Raw genomic sequence first — 19,579 nt, forward strand, 5'->3', positions numbered from 1 at the left:
TTTCTCCTTCTTATATCGCAATTGGAATATCTTTGATCTGTTCTCCTGCCTGATAATCTTCGATCTTGAAATCATCTGTTGTAAATTCATAGAAATCTTTGACTTCTGGATTCAGTGTTACTTTTGGTGCAGGATATGTCTCTCGTTTGATCATTTCTTTAATAATCGGAATATGACGATCATAAATATGGGCATCTGCGATCACATGTACTAATTCTCCTGCTTCCATATCACATACCTGAGCCATCATATAAACTAAAGCTGCATACTGTACAACATTCCAGTTATTTGCTGCTAAAATATCCTGTGAACGCTGATTTAAGATTGCATTTAATGTCAGTTTATCATGTCCTGGCTTCTTTGTTACGTTAAATGTCACGCTGTATGCACATGGATAAAGATTCATCTCATGTAGATCCTGATGAACATAAATATTGGTCATGATCCTTCGGCTGTATGGGTTATTCTTAAGATCGTAGATCACACGATCTACCTGATCCATCATTCCCTCCTTGTATTGATGTTTGATTCCCATCTGGTATCCATAAGCTTTTCCAATGGAACCGTCTTCATCTGCCCATTCATCCCATACGTGACTCTTAAGATCATGAACATTATTTGATTTTTTCTGCCAGATCCATAATAATTCATCGATTGCTGACTTGATATATGTCTTTCTTAATGTCAGAGCTGGAAATTCTTTTGACAGATCATATCGGTTTACAACGCCAAACTGTTTGATCGTATACGCAGACTCTCCATCCGGCCAGTGAGGGCGGACTTTCTCGCCTTCTGTACTTGTTCCATTCTCTAAAATATCTTCGCACATAGATATAAATACCTGATCTGCATAACTCATTCTTTCTTATTCTCCTTTTCTTCTTCCTCACTATTTGTTGTAAGCATCTCAAATCTTCGTTTGAAAAATGCGATCTTACGGTCAAATACACCTAATCTGTATAAGTTGATCACAAACATTCCAAGGATCAGTGCCAGTAACATTCCGCCTAATCCTCCAAATTTCAGACCAACATAGATCAAAAAGATTGTTGTCAGCGCAGAAATTCCCATGCTGTCTCCCATCATCTTTGGCTGCAGAACCTGTTTTAACACTAAACAGATTGCGTACACGATCAGTAAGAGGATTGCTGTCTTGATATCGCCTGTGATCATCTTAAATATTGCCCATGGTATAATGACTGTACCTGTTCCAAGAATTGGAAATATATCGACAATTCCTACTAAAACAGCATAAATGAATGAATGTCCAATGCCTGCAACAAAAAATCCAATCCACAAAATTGCTATGATCACAACCATGATCTTTAACTGTGCAAAACAGTAGCTCACTAAAACTCCTACAGAATTCTTCATAAATACATCTATTTTATGTTTTACAAATCCTGGAATACATTTTTCATACCATGCAATGATCTTTTCTCGTTCTAGCGAGAACATATAAGCTGAAAATAACATAACGACAAGTCCCAAAAGTCCACTTGTCACACCTTTGGCAACTCCTCCTGCATGAGCTACCCCATAGTCTCCTGCAGATGTTGCTGCTTTCTTCAACAATTCTCCGATTGAACCACTCCACTGTTCAAACTGTTTTCCAAAGGAAGGTGGTAAAATACTTAAAAAATGTTCTATCTTCTTCTGGAAAATAATTCCCTGTCTCATAATTTCCTGTCTGATATCCGGCATATCTTGTACAAATCCGATGACCTGCAGTGCAATTCCTCTCACTGCAAAATACAAAACTGCAATGATTGCTGTTATAACAACTGCAATTAGTATCGCAGAACCAAATTTCTTTGGCAATTTTACTTTCTTCTCCAGATATTCAATCACTGGGTGTGCTATCATTGATATGATCCAACCAGCCACAAATGGCCACAAAAATGCCAGTGTCTTAGGCAATACAAAGATCAAAAGCAATGCTCCCGCGAGTATTACCAGTAATTCCATGATAATATCCAGATAAATCTCCCAACGTTTCATAATCGTATCACTCCTTGATGTAATTAGTATATCATTGAATTTTCATACCATTTTCCATCTCTTAAAGAACCATTATACGTTACAATCTCTTACTTGGCAATTCTAATCTCATCTTTCTCTCTGTCATAATAATATACATGATCTGATAAGATTTCTTCCCTATCCACAACGATACGATTTGTCTCTCTTACCATCCTGGCAAGTTCTTCTGGGGCTTTTGCATATTCATTATCTAATAAAATGATAACCTCATGAATACTGCTTGGCAGAATATAAAGATCATATTCCATATATTTTGCAAAATCCCTCAAAACATCTTTGTAAAGGATCACGGATGCTCCGTTCATATAATCTCCATTCGACATAACAAACAATGGAATCTCTTCTTCAATGATGTGAATTGGAAGTACAGACTGAATCTTTCTCATCACTGGTGGAAAAATCTTCTCTGTGTTCTCTCTAGCATCCTTCATCATCTGATCTTTTGAAATGCCCCACATCAAAAGTTCCTTGTTTCGGACTAATGCACTTGCCATTCCATCATGATTCCGGTACGCTGCCCATCTATAAGTTACTGCAAGATCTAAAAAGCGTTCATGTGGTGTATATTTGAGCAATTCCTTATTCTTCTCATAGTTAATGACCCTGTAGAACAGATTCTTTTTAATATACTCATAATCTGAAACTTTATCCTCATCAAGGTAAAATCCCACCTGGTGTCCCTGATAAACACTTGCGATCTCTCTCATCGTCTCTTCAATCGTCTGTCCTCTTAAATGATTACGATAAAATGGTTCAAGATATAATACTGGAAGCAGATAATTCTTCTGCTCTCCGATCGATAATCCCATCATAGAAACCTGATTGTTTTTCTTAACCCTCTGTACCATAACCTTCTGATCTTCCATCTCTGGAAGATACTTTAAAATATTCTTCTCTACATACAAATAAAATTCTTTCTCGCTTAACATGGCTTTCTCCTTCCTGTTGGCCGAAAACTCATGCCATAACCCCTTAATTTCTTATTTTCCTCACTTGTTCTCGTATGTAAATATTTTCCATATAATCATACAATATTTTCCAGTTAATTGCAAGAAAAAAAGAAATTTATTTTTCAAAATTCCTTTTTCCCCACAATGTCGCATTCTGCTTATAATAATTTTATTGTGCTGTAAATTCTTTTAGAAAATCAAGCAATGTTTCCATTTCTTTTCTTGTACCGATCGTGATTCTTAAATAATTATCGATTCTTGGCTGATCGAAATAACGAACATAAATCTTTGCTTTCTTCGCTGCTTCAAAAATCTCTTTAGCAGGAACACGCTCATGCGTAGCAAAGATAAAGTTTGCCTTAGAATCTGCAAAATTAAATCCGATCTTTCTCATTTCTATCTGGAACCATTCTCTTGTCTCAATAATTTTCTTTCTTGTCTCCTGAAAATATTCTTCATCTTCTAAGACAGCTGTTCCAAGAACGATCGATGGTTCATTCATTGTATAAGAATTGTAAGAATATTTGACATCGTTCATTGCTTTAATCAGTTCTTTGTTACCGATCGCATATCCGATTCGAAGTCCCGCTAACGATCTTGATTTAGAATATGTCTGAACGACTAATACATTGTCATATTTTCTTGTCAGTTCTTTTGCTGTGTCACCACCGAAATCAATATATGCTTCATCAACGATCACGACAACATTCTGGTTATGTTTGATGATATCTTCTACAACATCTAAGGATAAAAATGCTCCTGTTGGCGCATTTGGATTTGGGAACACAACTCCGCCATTTTCCGCATAATAATCTTCTTTCTGAATCTCAAATGCAGCATTGACTACTTTCTTCTCATATGGAATTCCAAATAATTCTGCCCATACAGGATAGAAAGAATATGTGATATCTGGGAAGAAGATTGGTTTCTTGCCGTTGAAAAATGTCATAAATGCAACAGCAAGCACATCATCAGATCCAACTCCTACAAACACTTCTTCTTTATCAAATCCATGATAAGATGCAATTGCTTCTACCAGTTTGGTTGCTGCAGGATCTGGATATTTGCGAAGATTTTTGATCTCGCTCATCGCTTCCTTGATCTTCTCTGATGGTGGATAAGGGTTTTCATTTGTATTTAACTTGATCACACCTTCTTCTTTTGGTTGTTCCCCTGGTGTATAAGGCTCTACTTTTCGTACATTATCTCTCCAGCTTTTCATGAAGGTCTCCTTTATCTGTATTGGCTTATTTGCGGTAATCGTCGATCAGTTTCTTAAATAATGGAAGGGCTTTTTCAATACGTTCTGTTGGTACGCAGTATGAAATACGCACATAACCTGGGCATCCAAAGCTGTCTCCAGGCACGATCAGAAGATCGTATTCTTTTGCCTTTTCACAAAATGCATTGGCATCTTCTTCTAATGCTTTCGGGAATAAATAGAATGCTCCACCTGGTTCTACGCATTCATATCCCATGTCAACTAATGCATTGTAGAATAAGTCTTTGTTCTTCTGATAAATAGAAAGATCAGAAGTTAAATCTACACATTCTCCAACAACTTTCTGATACAGTGTTGGCACACAGACATAAGAAAGTAAACGTGCGGATGCAATAAATGCTGGCAGTAAATTATCAAAATCTTCTGCTTCATTTGGTGCTACAATATAACCTACTCGTTCTCCTGGCAGTGATAATGATTTACTGAAAGAATATGCAACTAATGTATTATCATAAAAATGTGGAACATATGGCACTTCAAATCCATCATATGCGATCTCTCTGTATGGTTCATCAGAAATGATATAAATACTGTGTCCGTATTCTTTTTGTTTCTTCTCTAATAATGCAGCTAATTTCTCAATTGTTTCTCTGGAATAAACAACTCCAGATGGATTGTTTGGAGAGTTAATGAGGATTGCTTTGGTATGCTCGCTGATCGTTTCTTCTAATTCTTCAAAATTGATCTGGAATGCTTTGGTATCTGCAGAAATAACTCTTAATTTACATCCTGCTCCCTGTGCATAGACTGCGTATTCCGGAAAATGTGGTGCAAATGTAATAATATCGTCTTCTGGTCCATCAACTAATGTCTTAAAACAGATTCCAAGGGCTGCTGCTGCTCCGATCGTCATAAAGATATTTGCTGCTGTATAATTTGTATCAAATCTTCGATTTAAAGATTTGGCAATATTTTCTCTTACTTCTAACACTCCGGCATTGCTTGTATATCCGTGGATATCCACTGGATCAGATGTCTTTAACAGACGAAGTGCTGTCTTATCAATTTCTTTTGGTGCTGGAACACTTGGATTTCCGATACTGAAATCAAATACATTCTCTGCTCCAACTTCTTTTGCTCTTTTCATTCCATATTCGAAAATATCACGGATAACGGAATGCTGTTTGGATAATTCTACTACTTCTTTTGATAACATGATCTGTTTCTTCCTTTCTTTGCCATTAGTTTTATTTTACAAAAAAATGCAGAAAATTACAACAATCCTCGCTGATTGCTGTAATTTTCACTTCATTTTATTTGCAGATCATTTTATTCATCTAAAGCATCTCTTAAGCTCTTTGTAAATTCATAAACTTTTTCAGGACTTTCTTCGCCATATTGGCTGATCAGTTTCACGATCGCACTTCCAACAATAACACCGTCACAGTAAGTACTCATTTTCTTCGCCTGTTCTGGGCCTGAAATACCGAATCCTACAGCACAAGGAATCGTTGCATTTTTCTTGATGATTCCAAAGAATTCGTCAAAATCTGTTGTAAATTCATTTCTTGTTCCAGTCACCCCAATAGATGAAACACAGTATAGGAATCCTTCCGCATCTTTTGCGATCTTAGCGATTCGATCATGTGAAGTTGGTGTTACCAGGCTGATATTATCAACGCCATGAGCTGTCGCAATTGGCTGAATCTCGTCCTTTTCTTCGTATGGCATATCTGGAACGATCACTCCCTGAACCCCGCATTCATTACAAAGCTCAAAGAATCTCTCTGTTCCAAAACGATAAATTGTATTGATATACATCATCATGACAAATGGTGTTTCTTTAATCTCTTCTCTTAATTCTTTCACCATCTGAAAAATACCTTTTAATGTTGTGCCACCTGCAAGAGAATGCTGGCTGGCTTCCTGAATGACAACACCTTCTGCGATTGGATCTGAGAATGGAATTCCGATCTCGATCACGTCAGCGCCTGCTTTTACCATCGCTCTGATATTTTCTTTTGTTGTCTCATATCCATAATCTCCAGATACAATGTAAGTTACTAATGCCTTTTGTCCATTCTTTTTTCGATTCTCAAATGTTTCTCTAATTTTCATCTAACTGCACTCCTCTGTATCTTGCTACCTGATAAACGTCTTTGTCTCCACGACCGGACAGACAGATCACGACTGACTGGTCTTTGCTCATTGTTGGAACGATATCCATGGCTGCTGCCACTGCATGAGATGATTCGATCGCTGGAATCACTCCTTCTGTTTTAGATAAATATTCAAAGGCTTTGACTGCCTGTTCATCTGTAATACTTACATACTCCGCTCTTCCGATTTCATGAAGATGTGCATGTTCTGGCCCGATTCCTGGATAATCAAGTCCCGCAGAAATAGAGTATACAGGATCGATCTGCCCTTCTTCGTTCTGTAAGAATAAACTCTTCATTCCATGGAAAATACCTTTGCTTCCTTTGGCGATCGTTGCTGCATGATCTAAGGTATCAATTCCACGCCCAGCTGCTTCTGCACCGATCAGTCTGACACTTTCATCTGGGATAAAATCATAGAACATTCCCATCGCATTGGATCCACCACCAACGCAGGCAAAAACTGCATCTGGAAGTTTTCCTTCGACTTCTTTCATCTGTGCTTTTGTCTCTTCTCCGATGATCTTCTGGAAGTCACGCACCATGGTTGGATATGGATGAGGACCCATTACAGAACCGATGCAATAAAATGTTGTCTCAATATTTGTAGCCCAGTCTCTCATGGCCTCATTGATCGCATCTTTTAAGGTTCTTGTTCCGCTTTCTACCGCATGAACTTTCGCTCCAAGGAGTTCCATACGATAGGCATTTAAACTCTGGCGTTCCACATCTTCTGCTCCCATATATACAACACATTCCATATCAAATAATGCTGCAACCGTTGCTGTGGCAACTCCGTGCTGTCCTGCACCTGTCTCTGCGATGATCCTTTTTTTGCCCATTCTCTTTGCTAGTAAGATCTGTCCTAATACGTTGTTGATCTTATGAGCACCTGTATGGTTTAAATCTTCTCGTTTTAAATATACTTTTGCCCCGCCAAGATCTTTCGTCATCTTCTCTGCGTAATATAAAAGAGATGGACGGTTTGCGTAATCTCTGTATAACTGACGTAATTCAGATAAAAATTCTGGGTCATTTTTATATTTTTCATAAGCCTCATTTAACTCATTTACTGCATTCATTACGATTTCTGGTACATACTGTCCACCATACTCTCCAAATCTTCCTATTTTACTCATGTCTTCCTCCTGTTATCTGCATGATTTCTTTCATTTTTTTCAAATCTTTGTATCCATCCGTTTCGATCCCACTGGAAATGTCGATCCCATATGGATGAACTTTTTTTATGATTTCTTTTATATTGTTGCTGTGAAGCCCTCCTGCAATGAAAAATGGTTTGCTGATTTCTTCTTTTGGAATCAAGTTATAATTCATTACTTTTCCAGTACCTCCATACATATCTTTTTCTTCTGTAAATGTATCCAGTAACAATTTATCGACTGGAAGCTTTTCAGCTTCTTTGATATCGTTGGTATCCTTTACTCTGACAACTTTCCAGATTTCTTTATCTGTCTGTTGTTTTAACTGTTCAACGTAAGTATGATCTTCATCTCCATGTAACTGGATCACATCTAATGGAACTTGGTTTGCGATCTCTATGACTTTCTCAATTGTTTCGTTTACAAAAACTCCAACACTTAAGATATCCTGATCTAAATCTTGGTCAAATTCTTTTGCCTGCTGTCCTGTCACATATCGTTTGCTTTTCGGAAAGAAGATATAGCCGACTGCATCTGGTTTTACTTCATTTGCATATGCGATATCTTCTTTTCTTCTCATTCCACACATTTTTACTTTCATAAGCAACTCCGTAACTGTTCCATGGTTTCTTTGATATTGTCAGATCTCATAAATGTCTCACCGATCAGTACAGCATCGGCTCCCTGTTCTTTGACATTTTTCATATCATTTTCATCTTTCATTCCACTTTCAGAAACTAAGACGGCTTCATATGGAATGAGTGGTGCAAGTTTGCTTGTTGTATTGAGATCAACATCAAATGTCTTTAAGTTACGGTTGTTGATTCCAATGATGTCACATCCACATGCGATAACTTTCTTTAATTCTTCTTCGTTATGAACTTCTACCAGACAATCAAGGTCTAAGCTTTTTGCCAGATCATAAAATTCTTTGATCTTTTCTTCGGAAAGAATAGCTGCGATCAAAAGAATCGCATCAGCTCCGAGCACCTTTGCTTCGTAAATCTGGTATTCATCAAAAATAAAATCTTTTCTTAACATTGGGATATTTACTTTTGCTCTGATATCTGCAAAATATTTGCTGCCACCTTTGAAATAATGTTCCTCAGTTAAACAAGAAATCGCTGCTGCACCTGCCTCTTCATAGGCGATCGCTGTTTCCACCGGCCGAAAATCTTCTGTGATCACACCTTTGGATGGGGATGCTTTTTTGACTTCTGAGATCACGGATAATCCAGATTCCTTTAAGGCTTCTTTAAATCCATGATTTTTATTCTTGGAATTTAACGCCATTTCCTTCATATCTTGTGGCTCAATATTATCTTTTTCTCTCTGTAATTGTTCTTTTCGCTTTTCTACGATATCATCTAAGATCATATTTCACCTCATCTATCTTGCATTTGTATATGCAATAAACTGTTCTAATTTCTCATTTGCTTTTCCAGAATCGATCATCTTAGCTGCTAATTTCACCCCGTCTTTGATCGTTTCTGCTTTCCCGATCGTGTAAAGAGCTGCTCCTGCATTTAATAAAACGATGTCTCGTTTTGCTCCCTGTTCCTTTCCAGTTAAGATATCTTTTGTGATCACTGCATTTTCATCGGCTGTACCACCGACGATATCTTCTTTCTTCGCAAGTGTGAATCCTAATTTTTCTGGATCGATCGTGTATTCTTTGATCTCATCTCCATTGATCTCGCACACACTTGTTGTGGATGAGATTGAGATTTCATCTAATCCGTCGTCTCCGTATACGATCAACGCTCTCTTCACTCCAAGATTCTTCATAACATCTGCCATTGGACGAACTAAAGCTTTTTCATAAACACCTAAAACAATGTAGTTTGTCATTGCTGGGTTTGCTAAAGGTCCTAAGATATTAAATACAGATCTTACTCCAAGCTGTGCTCTGACTGGTCCAGCGTATTTCATGGAACCGTGATGTGTCTGTGCAAATAAGAACGCTGCTCCAACTTCATCCAAACATTCCTTACTTTCTTCTGATGTTAATCCGATCTTTGCTCCCAAAGCTTCTAAGACATCGGCTGCACCGCTCTTTGAAGATACGCTTCGATTTCCATGTTTTGCAACTTTAGCTCCTGCTGCTGCGATCACAAAGGATGATGTGGTGGAAATATTAAAGCTGTTTGCAAGGTCCCCACCAGTTCCTACGATATCGATCGCTTCTGTTTCTTCTGGAATGATCGCTGCTTTAGCTCTCATAACTTTCGCAAATCCTGTGATCTCTTCTGGTGTTTCATGATTCATCCGAAGACCTGTTAGGAAACTTCCCATCTGTGCGTCAGTCGCATTTCCTGACATGATGCAGTCCATCGCTTTATAAGCTTCTTCTTCTGTCAAATGATTTCCTTCTACGATTTTTGCTAAAAATGGTTTTAATGTTTCTTGATTGACTGCGCTCATAGTTTCCTCCTTTGTAGAATCTCCAAGTCTGATTCCTGCGATGTTTGTTAAAAATTTTTCTAAGATCTTCATTCCCATTTCGGTTAAGATGGATTCTGGATGGAACTGAATTCCATAAACCGGATATTCTTTGTGGCACACTGCCATGATCTGTCCTTTTTCATCTCTTCCGATGATTTCTAATTTATCTGGGATTGTTTCGTCGTCAATGATCAGTGAATGATATCTTGCGGCATATATTTTATCTTCTAATTCTTCGAATAAAGGATTTTTATTATCGATTGTGATCTCGCTCATTTTTCCATGCATCAATTCTTTTGCTGGAACAACTTTTCCACCATATACTTCTCCAATCGCCTGATGTCCTAAACAGATCCCTAAGATTGGGATATCTTTTCCAAATGTTTTGATCACATCTTTTGAAATTCCAGCACTATCTGGATATCCAGGTCCTGGGGAGATAACAAGTGCTTCTAGGTTTTGTAAGTTTTTGATCTCTTCAATTGTGATCTCATCATTTCGTACCACCTGAATCTGTGGATACAAAGATCCGATATACTGATATACGTTATAAGTAAATGAATCATAATTATCTATCATTAAAATCATAACTTTGCTGCCTCCTTCACTGCATTTACAACAGCTAATGCTTTATTCTTTGTCTCCATAAATTCTTTTTCTGGAACGGAGTCGTTGACGATTCCAGCTCCTGCCTGTACATATCCTTTTCCATCTTTAAATACAACTGTTCGGATTGCGATACAAGTATCAATATTTCCATCAAATCCAAGATATCCGACGGTTCCACCGTAAACACCTCGTTTTTTGTTTTCCAGCTCATCGATGATCTCCATCGCTCTTACCTTTGGCGCTCCAGATAAGGTTCCTGCTGGTAGAACGCTCATCAATGCATTGATTTGATTTTCGTCATCTCTTAATTCTCCCTGTACATCACTGACTAGATGAGTGACTTTGGAATATTTCTCAACTGTCATAAAGTTTTTGACTTCTACTGTTCCGAACTTGCTGACTTTTCCAACATCATTTCTTCCAAGATCGACTAGCATTGTGTGTTCTGCTCGTTCCTTTGGATCATTGACTAACTGTCTAACCAACATATCGTCTTCTTCTTTTGTCTTTCCTCTTGGAACCGTTCCTGCGATCGGCTTGGTTGCTACGATTCCATTTAAGACACTGACTAGCTTCTCTGGAGAAGCTCCGACGACCTGATAGTCGATGAAATCGAAGAAATAAAGGTATGGAGATGGGTTTGATGTTCTTAAGCATCGGTAAACATCAAATGGATCAACGTCTGTATCTATCTCAAATCTCTGGGATAATACGACCTGGAAAATGTCTCCGTTTTTAATATATTCTTTGGCTTTCTTTACATTTGCTTCGTATTGTTCTTTTGTAAGATTTGATACCACTTTGGCTTTTGCTGGTGTGAATCTGTCTTTGGAAAGTGATACCGGGCGTTCCATCTTGTGAAGGATCAATTCTGCTTTGTCTTCTAATTCTTCGTATTTCTGTTTTATATTATCTCCTTTATGAATGTTCTGAATGATCACGGCTTTGTTTGCTAAATGATCGAATGCAATGATCTCATCGTACATGCATAAGTGGCACTCTGGCATATTCAAGTCATCTTCTGGAACATTTGTTAATTTCTTTTCCACTTGACGGATCATGTCATATCCAAAATACCCGATCAGTCCACCTGTTAACTTTGGATAATCTTCCATCACTGGAGATTTGTATTTCTCGATCAGATCACTTAGGTACCTCATCTGGAATTCTTCTTTCTGTTTCACTCCATTGACTTCTAATTCTTTTCCAGAAATTTTAATCTCTGATCTTGGATTGATCCCGATGAAAGAATATCTTCCCCACTGGTCTTTATTTTCCACACTCTCAAGCATGAAACATGGGGTTCCTTGTTTTCTTAATGCCTGGAACATACGGATCGGTGTCATATAATCTGCCAGTACTTCGTAAAATACAGGTACAATCTGATATTCTTTTAATAGTTCTTCAACTTTGTTTAATGTCGGATATAACATATCTGCCTCCTGATCAAAATTTATCGCCGTGGTTTTATTTTTCATAGTTTGTATATCTGTATACTATGATTTATAGATAGGGCCGTTTTGCATAAGCAGTACATTTTCTTTTATTTATGAAATAAAAAAGGCCCATCGTTCCTACTACTAGGGACGATAGACCGTGGTGCCACCCATATTCAAGAAATATCTTCTGATCTTCTCTTCTTGCTAAAATATCTTAGAAAATATCTCTCCTCACTTAAGATACTCCGCTTTGTTCGATAATAAAAAGCTTTTATATCTCGTTCCCGTAACGTGGGATAACGGCGACAGTTACTAAGTTTCATAAACAGTTCTCTGTGCTCCTCACAAATCCATTCGCTTATCACATATCTATGACCTTCCAGCAATCGGTCACTCTCTGTAAGACTGTTTGATGAGCTACTTACTTTTGTTCATTGGATTTATCACTTTAACTTGTTAAATACTTGTTTATATTATATGAGTCGATTTTTTATTTGTCAAGAATTTTCTGATTATATTTTTTAATTCATTAAAATTTCACAAATCTCCTCTCTGCTTTTCTCTGGATTAAAAAAGACAGGAGCCCACGAAACTCCTGTCCTAAATACTCATTCATTATAGCGTAAGTAACCAAATCTCACTGTTATATTTCTATTCCTACAATCCTGATAATGTTCTCATAACAAGATCTACATCTTTATTCTCTAACTCCTGTATGATATGTAAATATGTCTTCTGCGTTGTCGTCATGCTTGCATGTCCTAATCTTCTTGCCACACTTGCAATGGATACTCCTGCGAATAACAACAAAGAGGCGTGAGTATGACGAAGTCCATGAATAGATATTTCGGAGATTCCACATTCTTTACAATGTCTTGAAAGTATATTATTTACTGTTGAATTGTATATCTTTGATTCTCCTACAAAAATTGGCTGGTCTTGTGGTAAATTCTTGATCAATTCTGAGAACTTTACCACAATCTGCCAATCTATTTGTATCTTCCTTACAGATGATTTATTTTTTGTTGGAAGAAATCCGCCTGCTCCTTTGTAGTCCCATGTTTTGCTGATGGATAGTGTCTGTCTTGAAAAATCAAAATCTTCTGGTGTGATCGCAAGTGCTTCTGAAAAACGCATCCCTGTTTTCGCTACCAGTAATAAAAACCAATCCCAATCTGGTGTCTCTTTTAGTTCTAAATCTGCTAACAATGTATGTAATTCAAATTGATTCAGATATTTAATCTTCTTTGCTCTTGGTGTCTTGCCCTTGATGATCGCTTTTCTTGTTGGATCTCTTTTGATCATTCCTTCATCCAATGCATCAAGGATCGCTCCTTTCAGCTGATGATGAAAGTCAAGAGTTGTCTGGCGTTCATGTTCTTTGGCGTAATCGTTTAGTAATTGCTGGTATGCCGTTCTTGTTAATTCTTCTACTTTTAATTCTGGAATCAATTTTTCAAGCCATTTCTGTGTCATCAGATATTTTGCCATGGTTGCTTCTCTGATCGCACCTCTTTTATAGATTTCAATCCATTGTTTGTAGTATTCACAAAAAAACTGTGTTTTATCCATATCATTTTGCATAAGCTACCTCCATTTTTATTACTTACGCTGATAATGATCTGGATTTTTAAATAAAATGCTAGCTTATCATAAATGGCTCTATCTCTTCATCCAATGTCTTTCTCAATTCCTCAAATAATTTTGCATAGTATTTAAATTTTGGAATCGCCTTTTCCTGCGCTTTCTTATAACTTGCATAATCTACAGTTGTTCTGATCGCACTTTCATTTGGAATTTCTCCATTTCTGTAATGTGTTGCTGCATACATGATATCTTCTTTGGATGCAAACCAACGGTAACAGAAATCTGTGATGACCTGATCAATACAGTCTTGTTTTGTGTCTTCGACAATATGTAAAATGGATTGTCCCTTATATTTTTCTTCATCTTTCTCAATTTCTGTGATCAAATCTGACATAATCTGTGCAATCTTTGGATTTTCTTTATTTAATTCTTCTACATACTGTTTTACTTCATCAATCTTTTTCTGTCGTTCTTCTGGCGTAATTTCTTCCGCTTCATCATCTGGTGTAACAATATTCTGGATCAAATGAATGATGTATTCATAGTCAATCTTCGTGTTACTGTATGCCATCAATTCATAGTCTTCATCAATAACTGTATCTTCTTCCTGTCCTTTTGGATCCCGATCTGCTTTTTCTGCTTTAATTTCTTCTATCACATTGAAATAATGGCCTGCATAATCATCATATTCTTCTGGTGTGATGTTATATGTTTCCATCATGCTGTCATCATATCTTGTAAATGATTTCAACTGAGCAAATAAACGGTCAAACTCCTGAAATGCTTTAGCAAATATCTCTTTTTCTTTTAATGACATTGTTGGAATCTCTTTCGGTGTCTCTGCTACAACTCTCAGTGCAGATAATGATTTACGGAATGCCGGTTCGATTTCATCCCATTCCGCTAATAATGCGTCTTTCGTTCCTCCAGCAGAATACAGTTTTACTGCATGATCCACTCTCTCTTTAAATAGTTTTGGAGCTTGGAATGTTACAATCTGCCCATATGTCTTGTTTTTATCATAAATACGATTTGTCCTTGAAAATGCCTGAATTAGGTCATGTGGTCCCATTGGCTGTCGGTCAATAAACATCGTTGACATACATGGTGCATCAAATCCCGTTAACAGACGGTCTACTACAATGACTAAATCTAACTGTTCTTTTCTGCTTTGATATTTTGAATCTTTTCTTGCAAGTCTTTTATTTAGATTCGCATTATATCCCTGAATCTGTGCCAGATCATATTTTGTTCCAAACATCTCATTATAATCATCCAGAGAACCCTGCATCTTTTGTTGATTTACATGAGAACCTTCTTCATTTTCTGTTACTGAATATGTAATCGCAAACTTTGGAAAATCTGGAAGTATCTGTTTCATTTTTTCGTCAATCTGAAGTGATGTTTTTCCTTTTTTCACACGATTTAATAAGTCATAATATCGCTGTGCCATTTGAATAGAACTGGTTGTCAAAAGTGCCTCATAGGTCTGCCCTCTTCCATTTTGGAATCCTAATTTGTAGTAACATTTATTCAAAATATGATCCAATACTTTTAGCATATGTGTTTCATTTTCATATGCACTGACATCTGTTTCATCCGTCATCTGTTTAGGACCATTATGTTCTACCTGAAATCCTAAAACTGCACCATCATGAATTGCATTTTGAATCGTATATTTATGCAGACGTTCTCCATATAACTCTTCTGTTGTACGTGGTAAATCTCCTTTTTGTGGATATGGATTTTCTGCAAATCTTGGTGTTCCTGTAAATCCATACCATAGTGATCTTCCAAAAAATCTTTCAATTGTTCTTTTCGTTCCTGGAGTCACTGCTCTATGACATTCATCCACTACAAATGCAATTCTCAGATTTTTCATCTTTGTGTATTCCGGAGTTCCTTCTTTTAATCGTTTTGTGATCAGAATCTGTAATTTCTGAATCGTTGTAACAATCACCTGTCGGTCTGCAGATTTCAGTTTCTTCTTTAGATCATTTACATTGTCTGTTTCATCTACATCAATCAGATCATTGTTTGCATAAGCCTGAAATGCCATTGTTGTCTGTGTATCGAGATCTTTTCGGTCGATCAGGAAGATTGCTTTATCAATCGATGGAATATCCATCAGTAGATTTCTTGTTGTTTTATAAGATGTCAATGTTTTTCCTGAACCTGTCGTATGCCAGATAAACCCTGATTTCCCATTCTTAGAGGCTTCTCTGACTGCTTCAATCGCATGAATCTGATATGGACGTAGTAAGATCAAACGTTTTGCATCTTTATCTAATACTGTGTATCTTGCGATCATTTCATGGGCTTGTGGAATACTTAATACACTTTTTGCAAAATCTATGTAGTCCGATACTGGATTATTTTCTTGATCTAACCATCCACTGACAAATTTCTCATTTAATTCCGTATCACTTGCTGCAGAAAAATATTTTGTATTCACTCCATTACTAATAACAAACATTTGAACTGCGGAGAAAATCCCTGTAAATTTACCTTCTCCAATGTATTTTTTAATCTGTCGAAAACCATCCATATAGGAATGTTGTTTGTTTTTTAATTCGATATGGATCATTGGAAGACCATTAATCAAAAGTGTAACATCAAATCTTCTGTCCCTTGCTGGCATGTTGCTGTTTTCGTCTGTGTTTAATGCACTATACTGGTTAATTATTTCATAGACACTGCTGCCACCTGCTATATGTTCGTGATTCATAACAACGAGATGTAAACGTTTAGTATCTCTCTGAACATGGACTTGCACTTTTCCATTTTCTCCTACTAACCATTCTCCTGCTTTATAAAAGGAGGAAAACTGTAATTGATTCTTTACCTGTTCAAATTCCTGATCTGATAGAGGTTCTCCATCAAGGCGATCTTTATTGTTTTGCTCTAAAATATATCTAAAGTTTTCCCATAGGTCTGCTTCTGTTTTCAGATCTTTACGATACGTCCACTGTGAATCACCGTAAACTAACTGTTCGATGAGTTTTTGCTCTATCATTGATTCTAATTCCGGCATGGTGTCCTCCTTTTTTGTATCTTGATTGTCGAATTTTTGTTTATTTGAAAATGTTTTTAATATTTATTTATATATTTTTATTATGAATTGATTGTGTTTTCTGTTTGTATGTTCAAATTTTATTATTTTTTGAATGTTTTTACTTGCACTGGTGAAGGGTGATAAGGTGGTCAAGGTTTTTAAAATACACTCCAATTCGCATCTGCTCTTCCATATCTGTTGGCATCATTAATTCTAATCTTTTCAGTTCGCTTGCTTTCACCAGAGGTTGCCCAGTACCAAATGAAAGTCTCTTAATATCGAACCGAATAAGCAACTGATAGAGAAATTCTATATTCTGTGATGCCTGTATAAATACCGTATTATCGCTGATTTTAACCTTTCCCGCATGCCGATATAAACTACCTGCATTTGCCCCCACACGAGCTGTCAAGATAAAATCTCCTTCATAATCATACTCATCATCATATCCAATCACAGAAGTAGAACCGAGAATCGGATACTCACCAGACGAACCTTCTTTATCAAATTTACTCTTACCAGTATCTACAGAATCAACCACATCTGACAACTTACGCTGTTCCCAAAAGTTCGTCTAATTACAGCCTTTTCCTAACCTCCATAAGTGCATAACCCAGCAGATTTTGACCTCTCCACTGCGTTATATCAAATCGTTTCAGATCTTTCATAGATAATCCTATTCCCCATATTCGATCCTTCACTGCACATTCTGCTAAAATTGCTGTTTTTGTTTCTTTTAATTGCTTTTTTAATTCTTCATTCTGTGAAAACTTAGCAACTAATCCCTCATATACCACAATCTGACGAATTCCATTCCATATGTGATCATTATAATTTCTTACTTGTCTTCCCAATTGCTTTATCTTTGCTGAATCTTTTGTCTGTAATATCTCTTTGGCAATCGTCTGATCTTGAAATGTTATTGCTTTTTGGTACATCATAAACTGTTCCATGGATGAAAATTTCACATGATCTACTATAAATTTAGATTCATACCAATTGCTTAAATAACCATTCTCCTCATCTGGATTATGAAAACATATAATTTCCATTATATTTCCCCAACTTTCTGAACCGCTAAATCCAAATCCAAATCATGCAATCCATAATATGCTTTTTTTAAAAAATCCACATTAATTTTCTGATTTACTTCCGCACTTGGTATATTGTAATACCATTGATAATATGCATAGAATTCTCCAATCCAATCTGGCATAAAACCTTCCATTGCTTTTCCTTGTTGTAAAGAATAATGTTCGGTTTCTTTAAAATATTCCCATAATTCTTTTGCATCCATTGTATTTACATAGGCTTTTGCTTGATCTATACTTTGCCTTGTTTTACTTGTCATATATGCGTTGATAAAGTCTTCTGTATCCTTATCTGGATAGGTATTTGCTACATAATCAAATAATTTTCCTTGATTTTCTACTACGTCTCCTAGATAGACATCTGAATATGCTCTCATCATTCTCACCTCTTACAACAGGGTACTAAATACTTTTGTTACTTCGTTTGCATCTGAATTGATCAGATCTCTCATATTCTTTCTGGCTGTTACATCTCGATCATTGTAGCGTTCATTAAATTCTGAATAATCTACTGGTACTAATTCTTCTTTCAATTCGTGCAAGTTATTATATGCTTTCTCTGATTTAATACAATATTGAATTCCTAAACCACCTAGAGAAAGTAATTCTTCCAGAATATCAATATCAATGTTATCTCTTACGAATTCTTTTGCAATGTAGAAATAAGAAGCATTTGCTCTCCAACCTTTGATCACATCATATCCTTCTGTTTCTACCCCATATTTCTCTATAAATTTTGCTGCTAACATTCTATATCTTTTGGAATCTGCTGCATCTCTATGCTTCATAAGTTCTGCAAGCCATGTTAGAACACTTAGTTTTTGAAAATCTAATACTTTAAGATCTTTGCAATCCAATTCATATTTATGTACCCAACCATTTTCCTCATTTGGTCTGCACACTGCCCATTCTTTCGCAAGGTCTATACTTTCTGTTAGATAGAATCCTTTGCCGTAATCATGTTTTTCATTACCTTTTCCGTAGGTTGGAGTAAATACTTTATCGGGAGTACCATGATATAGAACAATTTTTTTCATATTTTTATACTCCTTCCTATATAAACATGTTTTGCAGCATGAATTTTTTAATTTTTTGCAATTCTTCATATTTTCGCTGGTGAAGAGTGATGAGGCGGTCGAGAGACTCAAAATATTCACCCACCTTTATCTGTTCTTCAATATCTGGCAAAGAAATTGGTGTTTCTGACAATTGCGTAATTGTATAGTGAGCAATTGTTCCTACATGCGAAATACTACTCAAGTAAATTCTAAAAGTTGGTGAAAAGAAATACTCATACAGAAAATATGGATAGAACCTACCCTGATTTTTTATCCAAAGCAAATCTGCATCTTTTGTATAAAGTGGTTCGTTATTCGGCACAATATAAGGGTTTCCGACAGAACCACCACCTGTTACAAGTACGTCTCCTTCTTCCAATTTTCCCGATGCATTTGAAAGTTTTTCATACAATTCTTCGGAGATATATGCCTTTTCATTAGTTGTTCCATTAATCGCTGCCATAACGTCACTTGATCTAAAAAATGGAACACCTGAATCAGTCCATTCGCCTTTATGAACACGTGATGCTGATTTTAGTTCTGTAACATCTCCCAACTTACGCTGTTCCCAATCGTCTGTAAATCCTGCAAATCTGATCTCTGGAACTCTTTTTCCGTTTTGTGGAAACATTTTTTGAAGCATATATTTTTTTAACTTTTTCGTTTCTTCACACTTTCGCTGGTGAAGAGTGATTAATGAATCTAGTTGCATTAAATACAATCCTATTTTTTCTTGTTCACTTTTCTTTGGCATATAAACA

Annotated in this window: 17 protein-coding genes, 1 pseudogene and 1 other annotated feature; all 18 genes and pseudogenes read right to left on the minus strand. The window is 36.4% G+C overall.

What is annotated here, in order from left to right:
- Positions 1 to 10: 10 nt before the first annotated feature.
- Positions 11 to 859 (minus strand): thymidylate synthase, encoded by an 849-nt coding sequence (gene thyA, locus OCV53_RS11360; RefSeq protein ID WP_022374131.1) that lies wholly within the window; start codon positions 857 to 859, stop codon positions 11 to 13.
- Positions 856 to 2,001, minus strand: coding sequence for an AI-2E family transporter (locus OCV53_RS11365; protein ID WP_055198383.1), 1,146 nt, complete (start codon positions 1,999 to 2,001; stop codon positions 856 to 858). The genes thyA and OCV53_RS11365 overlap by 4 nt, the downstream gene beginning before the upstream one ends.
- A gap of 89 nt (positions 2,002 to 2,090) precedes the next feature.
- On the minus strand, positions 2,091 to 2,972 hold the full coding sequence (locus tag OCV53_RS11370; protein ID WP_022374129.1) for a DUF5688 family protein: 882 nt from the start codon (positions 2,970 to 2,972) through the stop codon (positions 2,091 to 2,093).
- 190 nt (positions 2,973 to 3,162) lie between these two features.
- Entirely contained in the window at positions 3,163 to 4,215 is a 1,053-nt protein-coding gene (hisC, locus tag OCV53_RS11375) for a histidinol-phosphate transaminase (protein WP_055198387.1), read from the minus strand.
- 25 nt (positions 4,216 to 4,240) lie between these two features.
- Complete coding sequence (locus tag OCV53_RS11380; RefSeq protein WP_055198389.1) at positions 4,241 to 5,431, minus strand: pyridoxal phosphate-dependent aminotransferase; 1,191 nt, start codon at positions 5,429 to 5,431, stop codon at positions 4,241 to 4,243.
- Between the two features lie 113 nt (positions 5,432 to 5,544).
- On the minus strand, positions 5,545 to 6,333 hold the full coding sequence (gene trpA / locus OCV53_RS11385) for a tryptophan synthase subunit alpha (RefSeq protein WP_055198391.1): 789 nt from the start codon (positions 6,331 to 6,333) through the stop codon (positions 5,545 to 5,547).
- A complete protein-coding gene (gene trpB, locus OCV53_RS11390; RefSeq protein WP_055198393.1) occupies positions 6,323 to 7,513 on the minus strand; it encodes a tryptophan synthase subunit beta in 1,191 nt (396 codons plus the stop codon). The genes trpA and trpB overlap by 11 nt, the downstream gene beginning before the upstream one ends.
- On the minus strand, positions 7,506 to 8,135 hold the full coding sequence (locus OCV53_RS11395) for a phosphoribosylanthranilate isomerase (RefSeq protein WP_055198396.1): 630 nt from the start codon (positions 8,133 to 8,135) through the stop codon (positions 7,506 to 7,508). The genes trpB and OCV53_RS11395 overlap by 8 nt, the downstream gene beginning before the upstream one ends.
- Positions 8,132 to 8,911 carry an indole-3-glycerol phosphate synthase TrpC gene (gene trpC / locus OCV53_RS11400; protein ID WP_055198398.1) on the minus strand — a complete coding sequence of 260 codons (780 nt, stop codon included), beginning with the start codon at positions 8,909 to 8,911 and terminating at the stop codon, positions 8,132 to 8,134. Before trpC ends, OCV53_RS11395 begins: the two co-directional genes overlap by 4 nt.
- Positions 8,912 to 8,923: 12 nt before the next feature.
- Positions 8,924 to 10,567, minus strand: a complete 1,644-nt coding sequence (locus tag OCV53_RS11405; protein ID WP_055198401.1) for a bifunctional anthranilate synthase component II/anthranilate phosphoribosyltransferase — start codon at positions 10,565 to 10,567, stop codon at positions 8,924 to 8,926.
- Positions 10,564 to 12,021, minus strand: a complete 1,458-nt coding sequence (trpE, locus tag OCV53_RS11410; RefSeq protein WP_055198403.1) for an anthranilate synthase component I — start codon at positions 12,019 to 12,021, stop codon at positions 10,564 to 10,566. The genes OCV53_RS11405 and trpE overlap by 4 nt, the downstream gene beginning before the upstream one ends.
- A gap of 146 nt (positions 12,022 to 12,167) precedes the next feature.
- Positions 12,168 to 12,471, minus strand: a binding site (T-box leader).
- A 213-nt stretch (positions 12,472 to 12,684) separates the two neighbouring features.
- Positions 12,685 to 13,611, minus strand: a complete 927-nt coding sequence (locus tag OCV53_RS11415) for a site-specific integrase (RefSeq protein WP_055198405.1) — start codon at positions 13,609 to 13,611, stop codon at positions 12,685 to 12,687.
- Between the two features lie 58 nt (positions 13,612 to 13,669).
- Complete coding sequence (locus OCV53_RS11420) at positions 13,670 to 16,648, minus strand: type I restriction endonuclease subunit R (RefSeq protein ID WP_055198407.1); 2,979 nt, start codon at positions 16,646 to 16,648, stop codon at positions 13,670 to 13,672.
- A gap of 139 nt (positions 16,649 to 16,787) precedes the next feature.
- Positions 16,788 to 17,222 (minus strand): annotated as a pseudogene (locus OCV53_RS11425) (restriction endonuclease subunit S); the annotation flags it as partial.
- A gap of 25 nt (positions 17,223 to 17,247) precedes the next feature.
- Positions 17,248 to 17,721: an NADAR family protein gene (locus OCV53_RS11430; RefSeq protein ID WP_055198411.1), complete on the minus strand. Its 474-nt coding sequence runs from the start codon at positions 17,719 to 17,721 to the stop codon at positions 17,248 to 17,250.
- A complete protein-coding gene (locus OCV53_RS11435; RefSeq protein ID WP_330591497.1) occupies positions 17,721 to 18,140 on the minus strand; it encodes a hypothetical protein in 420 nt (139 codons plus the stop codon). Before OCV53_RS11435 ends, OCV53_RS11430 begins: the two co-directional genes overlap by 1 nt.
- Before the next feature lie 9 nt (positions 18,141 to 18,149).
- Positions 18,150 to 18,797, minus strand: a complete 648-nt coding sequence (locus OCV53_RS11440; RefSeq protein WP_055198414.1) for a DUF3990 domain-containing protein — start codon at positions 18,795 to 18,797, stop codon at positions 18,150 to 18,152.
- 16 nt (positions 18,798 to 18,813) lie between these two features.
- Positions 18,814 to 19,579, minus strand: a 766-nt coding sequence (locus tag OCV53_RS11445) for a restriction endonuclease subunit S (protein WP_242852164.1), incomplete at its 5' end; no start/stop codon positions are given.

The organism is Anaerostipes amylophilus (assembly GCF_025567365.1).
GTDB classification, from domain to species: domain Bacteria; phylum Bacillota; class Clostridia; order Lachnospirales; family Lachnospiraceae; genus Anaerostipes; species Anaerostipes amylophilus.

What these genes read in the sequence shown, in the direction of transcription:
- thyA (WP_022374131.1), bottom strand. Translation starts at nt 859, where the DNA reads ATGAGTTATGCAGATCAGGTATTTATATCTATGTGCGAAGATATTTTA.
- OCV53_RS11365 (WP_055198383.1), bottom strand. Translation starts at nt 2,001, where the DNA reads ATGAAACGTTGGGAGATTTATCTGGATATTATCATGGAATTACTGGTA.
- OCV53_RS11370 (WP_022374129.1), bottom strand. Translation starts at nt 2,972, where the DNA reads ATGTTAAGCGAGAAAGAATTTTATTTGTATGTAGAGAAGAATATTTTA.
- hisC (WP_055198387.1), bottom strand. Translation starts at nt 4,215, where the DNA reads ATGAAAAGCTGGAGAGATAATGTACGAAAAGTAGAGCCTTATACACCA.
- OCV53_RS11380 (WP_055198389.1), bottom strand. Translation starts at nt 5,431, where the DNA reads ATGTTATCAAAAGAAGTAGTAGAATTATCCAAACAGCATTCCGTTATC.
- trpA (WP_055198391.1), bottom strand. Translation starts at nt 6,333, where the DNA reads ATGAAAATTAGAGAAACATTTGAGAATCGAAAAAAGAATGGACAAAAG.
- trpB (WP_055198393.1), bottom strand. Translation starts at nt 7,513, where the DNA reads ATGAGTAAAATAGGAAGATTTGGAGAGTATGGTGGACAGTATGTACCA.
- OCV53_RS11395 (WP_055198396.1), bottom strand. Translation starts at nt 8,135, where the DNA reads ATGAAAGTAAAAATGTGTGGAATGAGAAGAAAAGAAGATATCGCATAT.
- trpC (WP_055198398.1), bottom strand. Translation starts at nt 8,911, where the DNA reads ATGATCTTAGATGATATCGTAGAAAAGCGAAAAGAACAATTACAGAGA.
- OCV53_RS11405 (WP_055198401.1), bottom strand. Translation starts at nt 10,567, where the DNA reads ATGATTTTAATGATAGATAATTATGATTCATTTACTTATAACGTATAT.
- trpE (WP_055198403.1), bottom strand. Translation starts at nt 12,021, where the DNA reads ATGTTATATCCGACATTAAACAAAGTTGAAGAACTATTAAAAGAATAT.
- OCV53_RS11415 (WP_055198405.1), bottom strand. Translation starts at nt 13,611, where the DNA reads ATGCAAAATGATATGGATAAAACACAGTTTTTTTGTGAATACTACAAA.
- OCV53_RS11420 (WP_055198407.1), bottom strand. Translation starts at nt 16,648, where the DNA reads ATGCCGGAATTAGAATCAATGATAGAGCAAAAACTCATCGAACAGTTA.
- OCV53_RS11430 (WP_055198411.1), bottom strand. Translation starts at nt 17,721, where the DNA reads ATGGAAATTATATGTTTTCATAATCCAGATGAGGAGAATGGTTATTTA.
- OCV53_RS11435 (WP_330591497.1), bottom strand. Translation starts at nt 18,140, where the DNA reads ATGATGAGAGCATATTCAGATGTCTATCTAGGAGACGTAGTAGAAAAT.
- OCV53_RS11440 (WP_055198414.1), bottom strand. Translation starts at nt 18,797, where the DNA reads ATGAAAAAAATTGTTCTATATCATGGTACTCCCGATAAAGTATTTACT.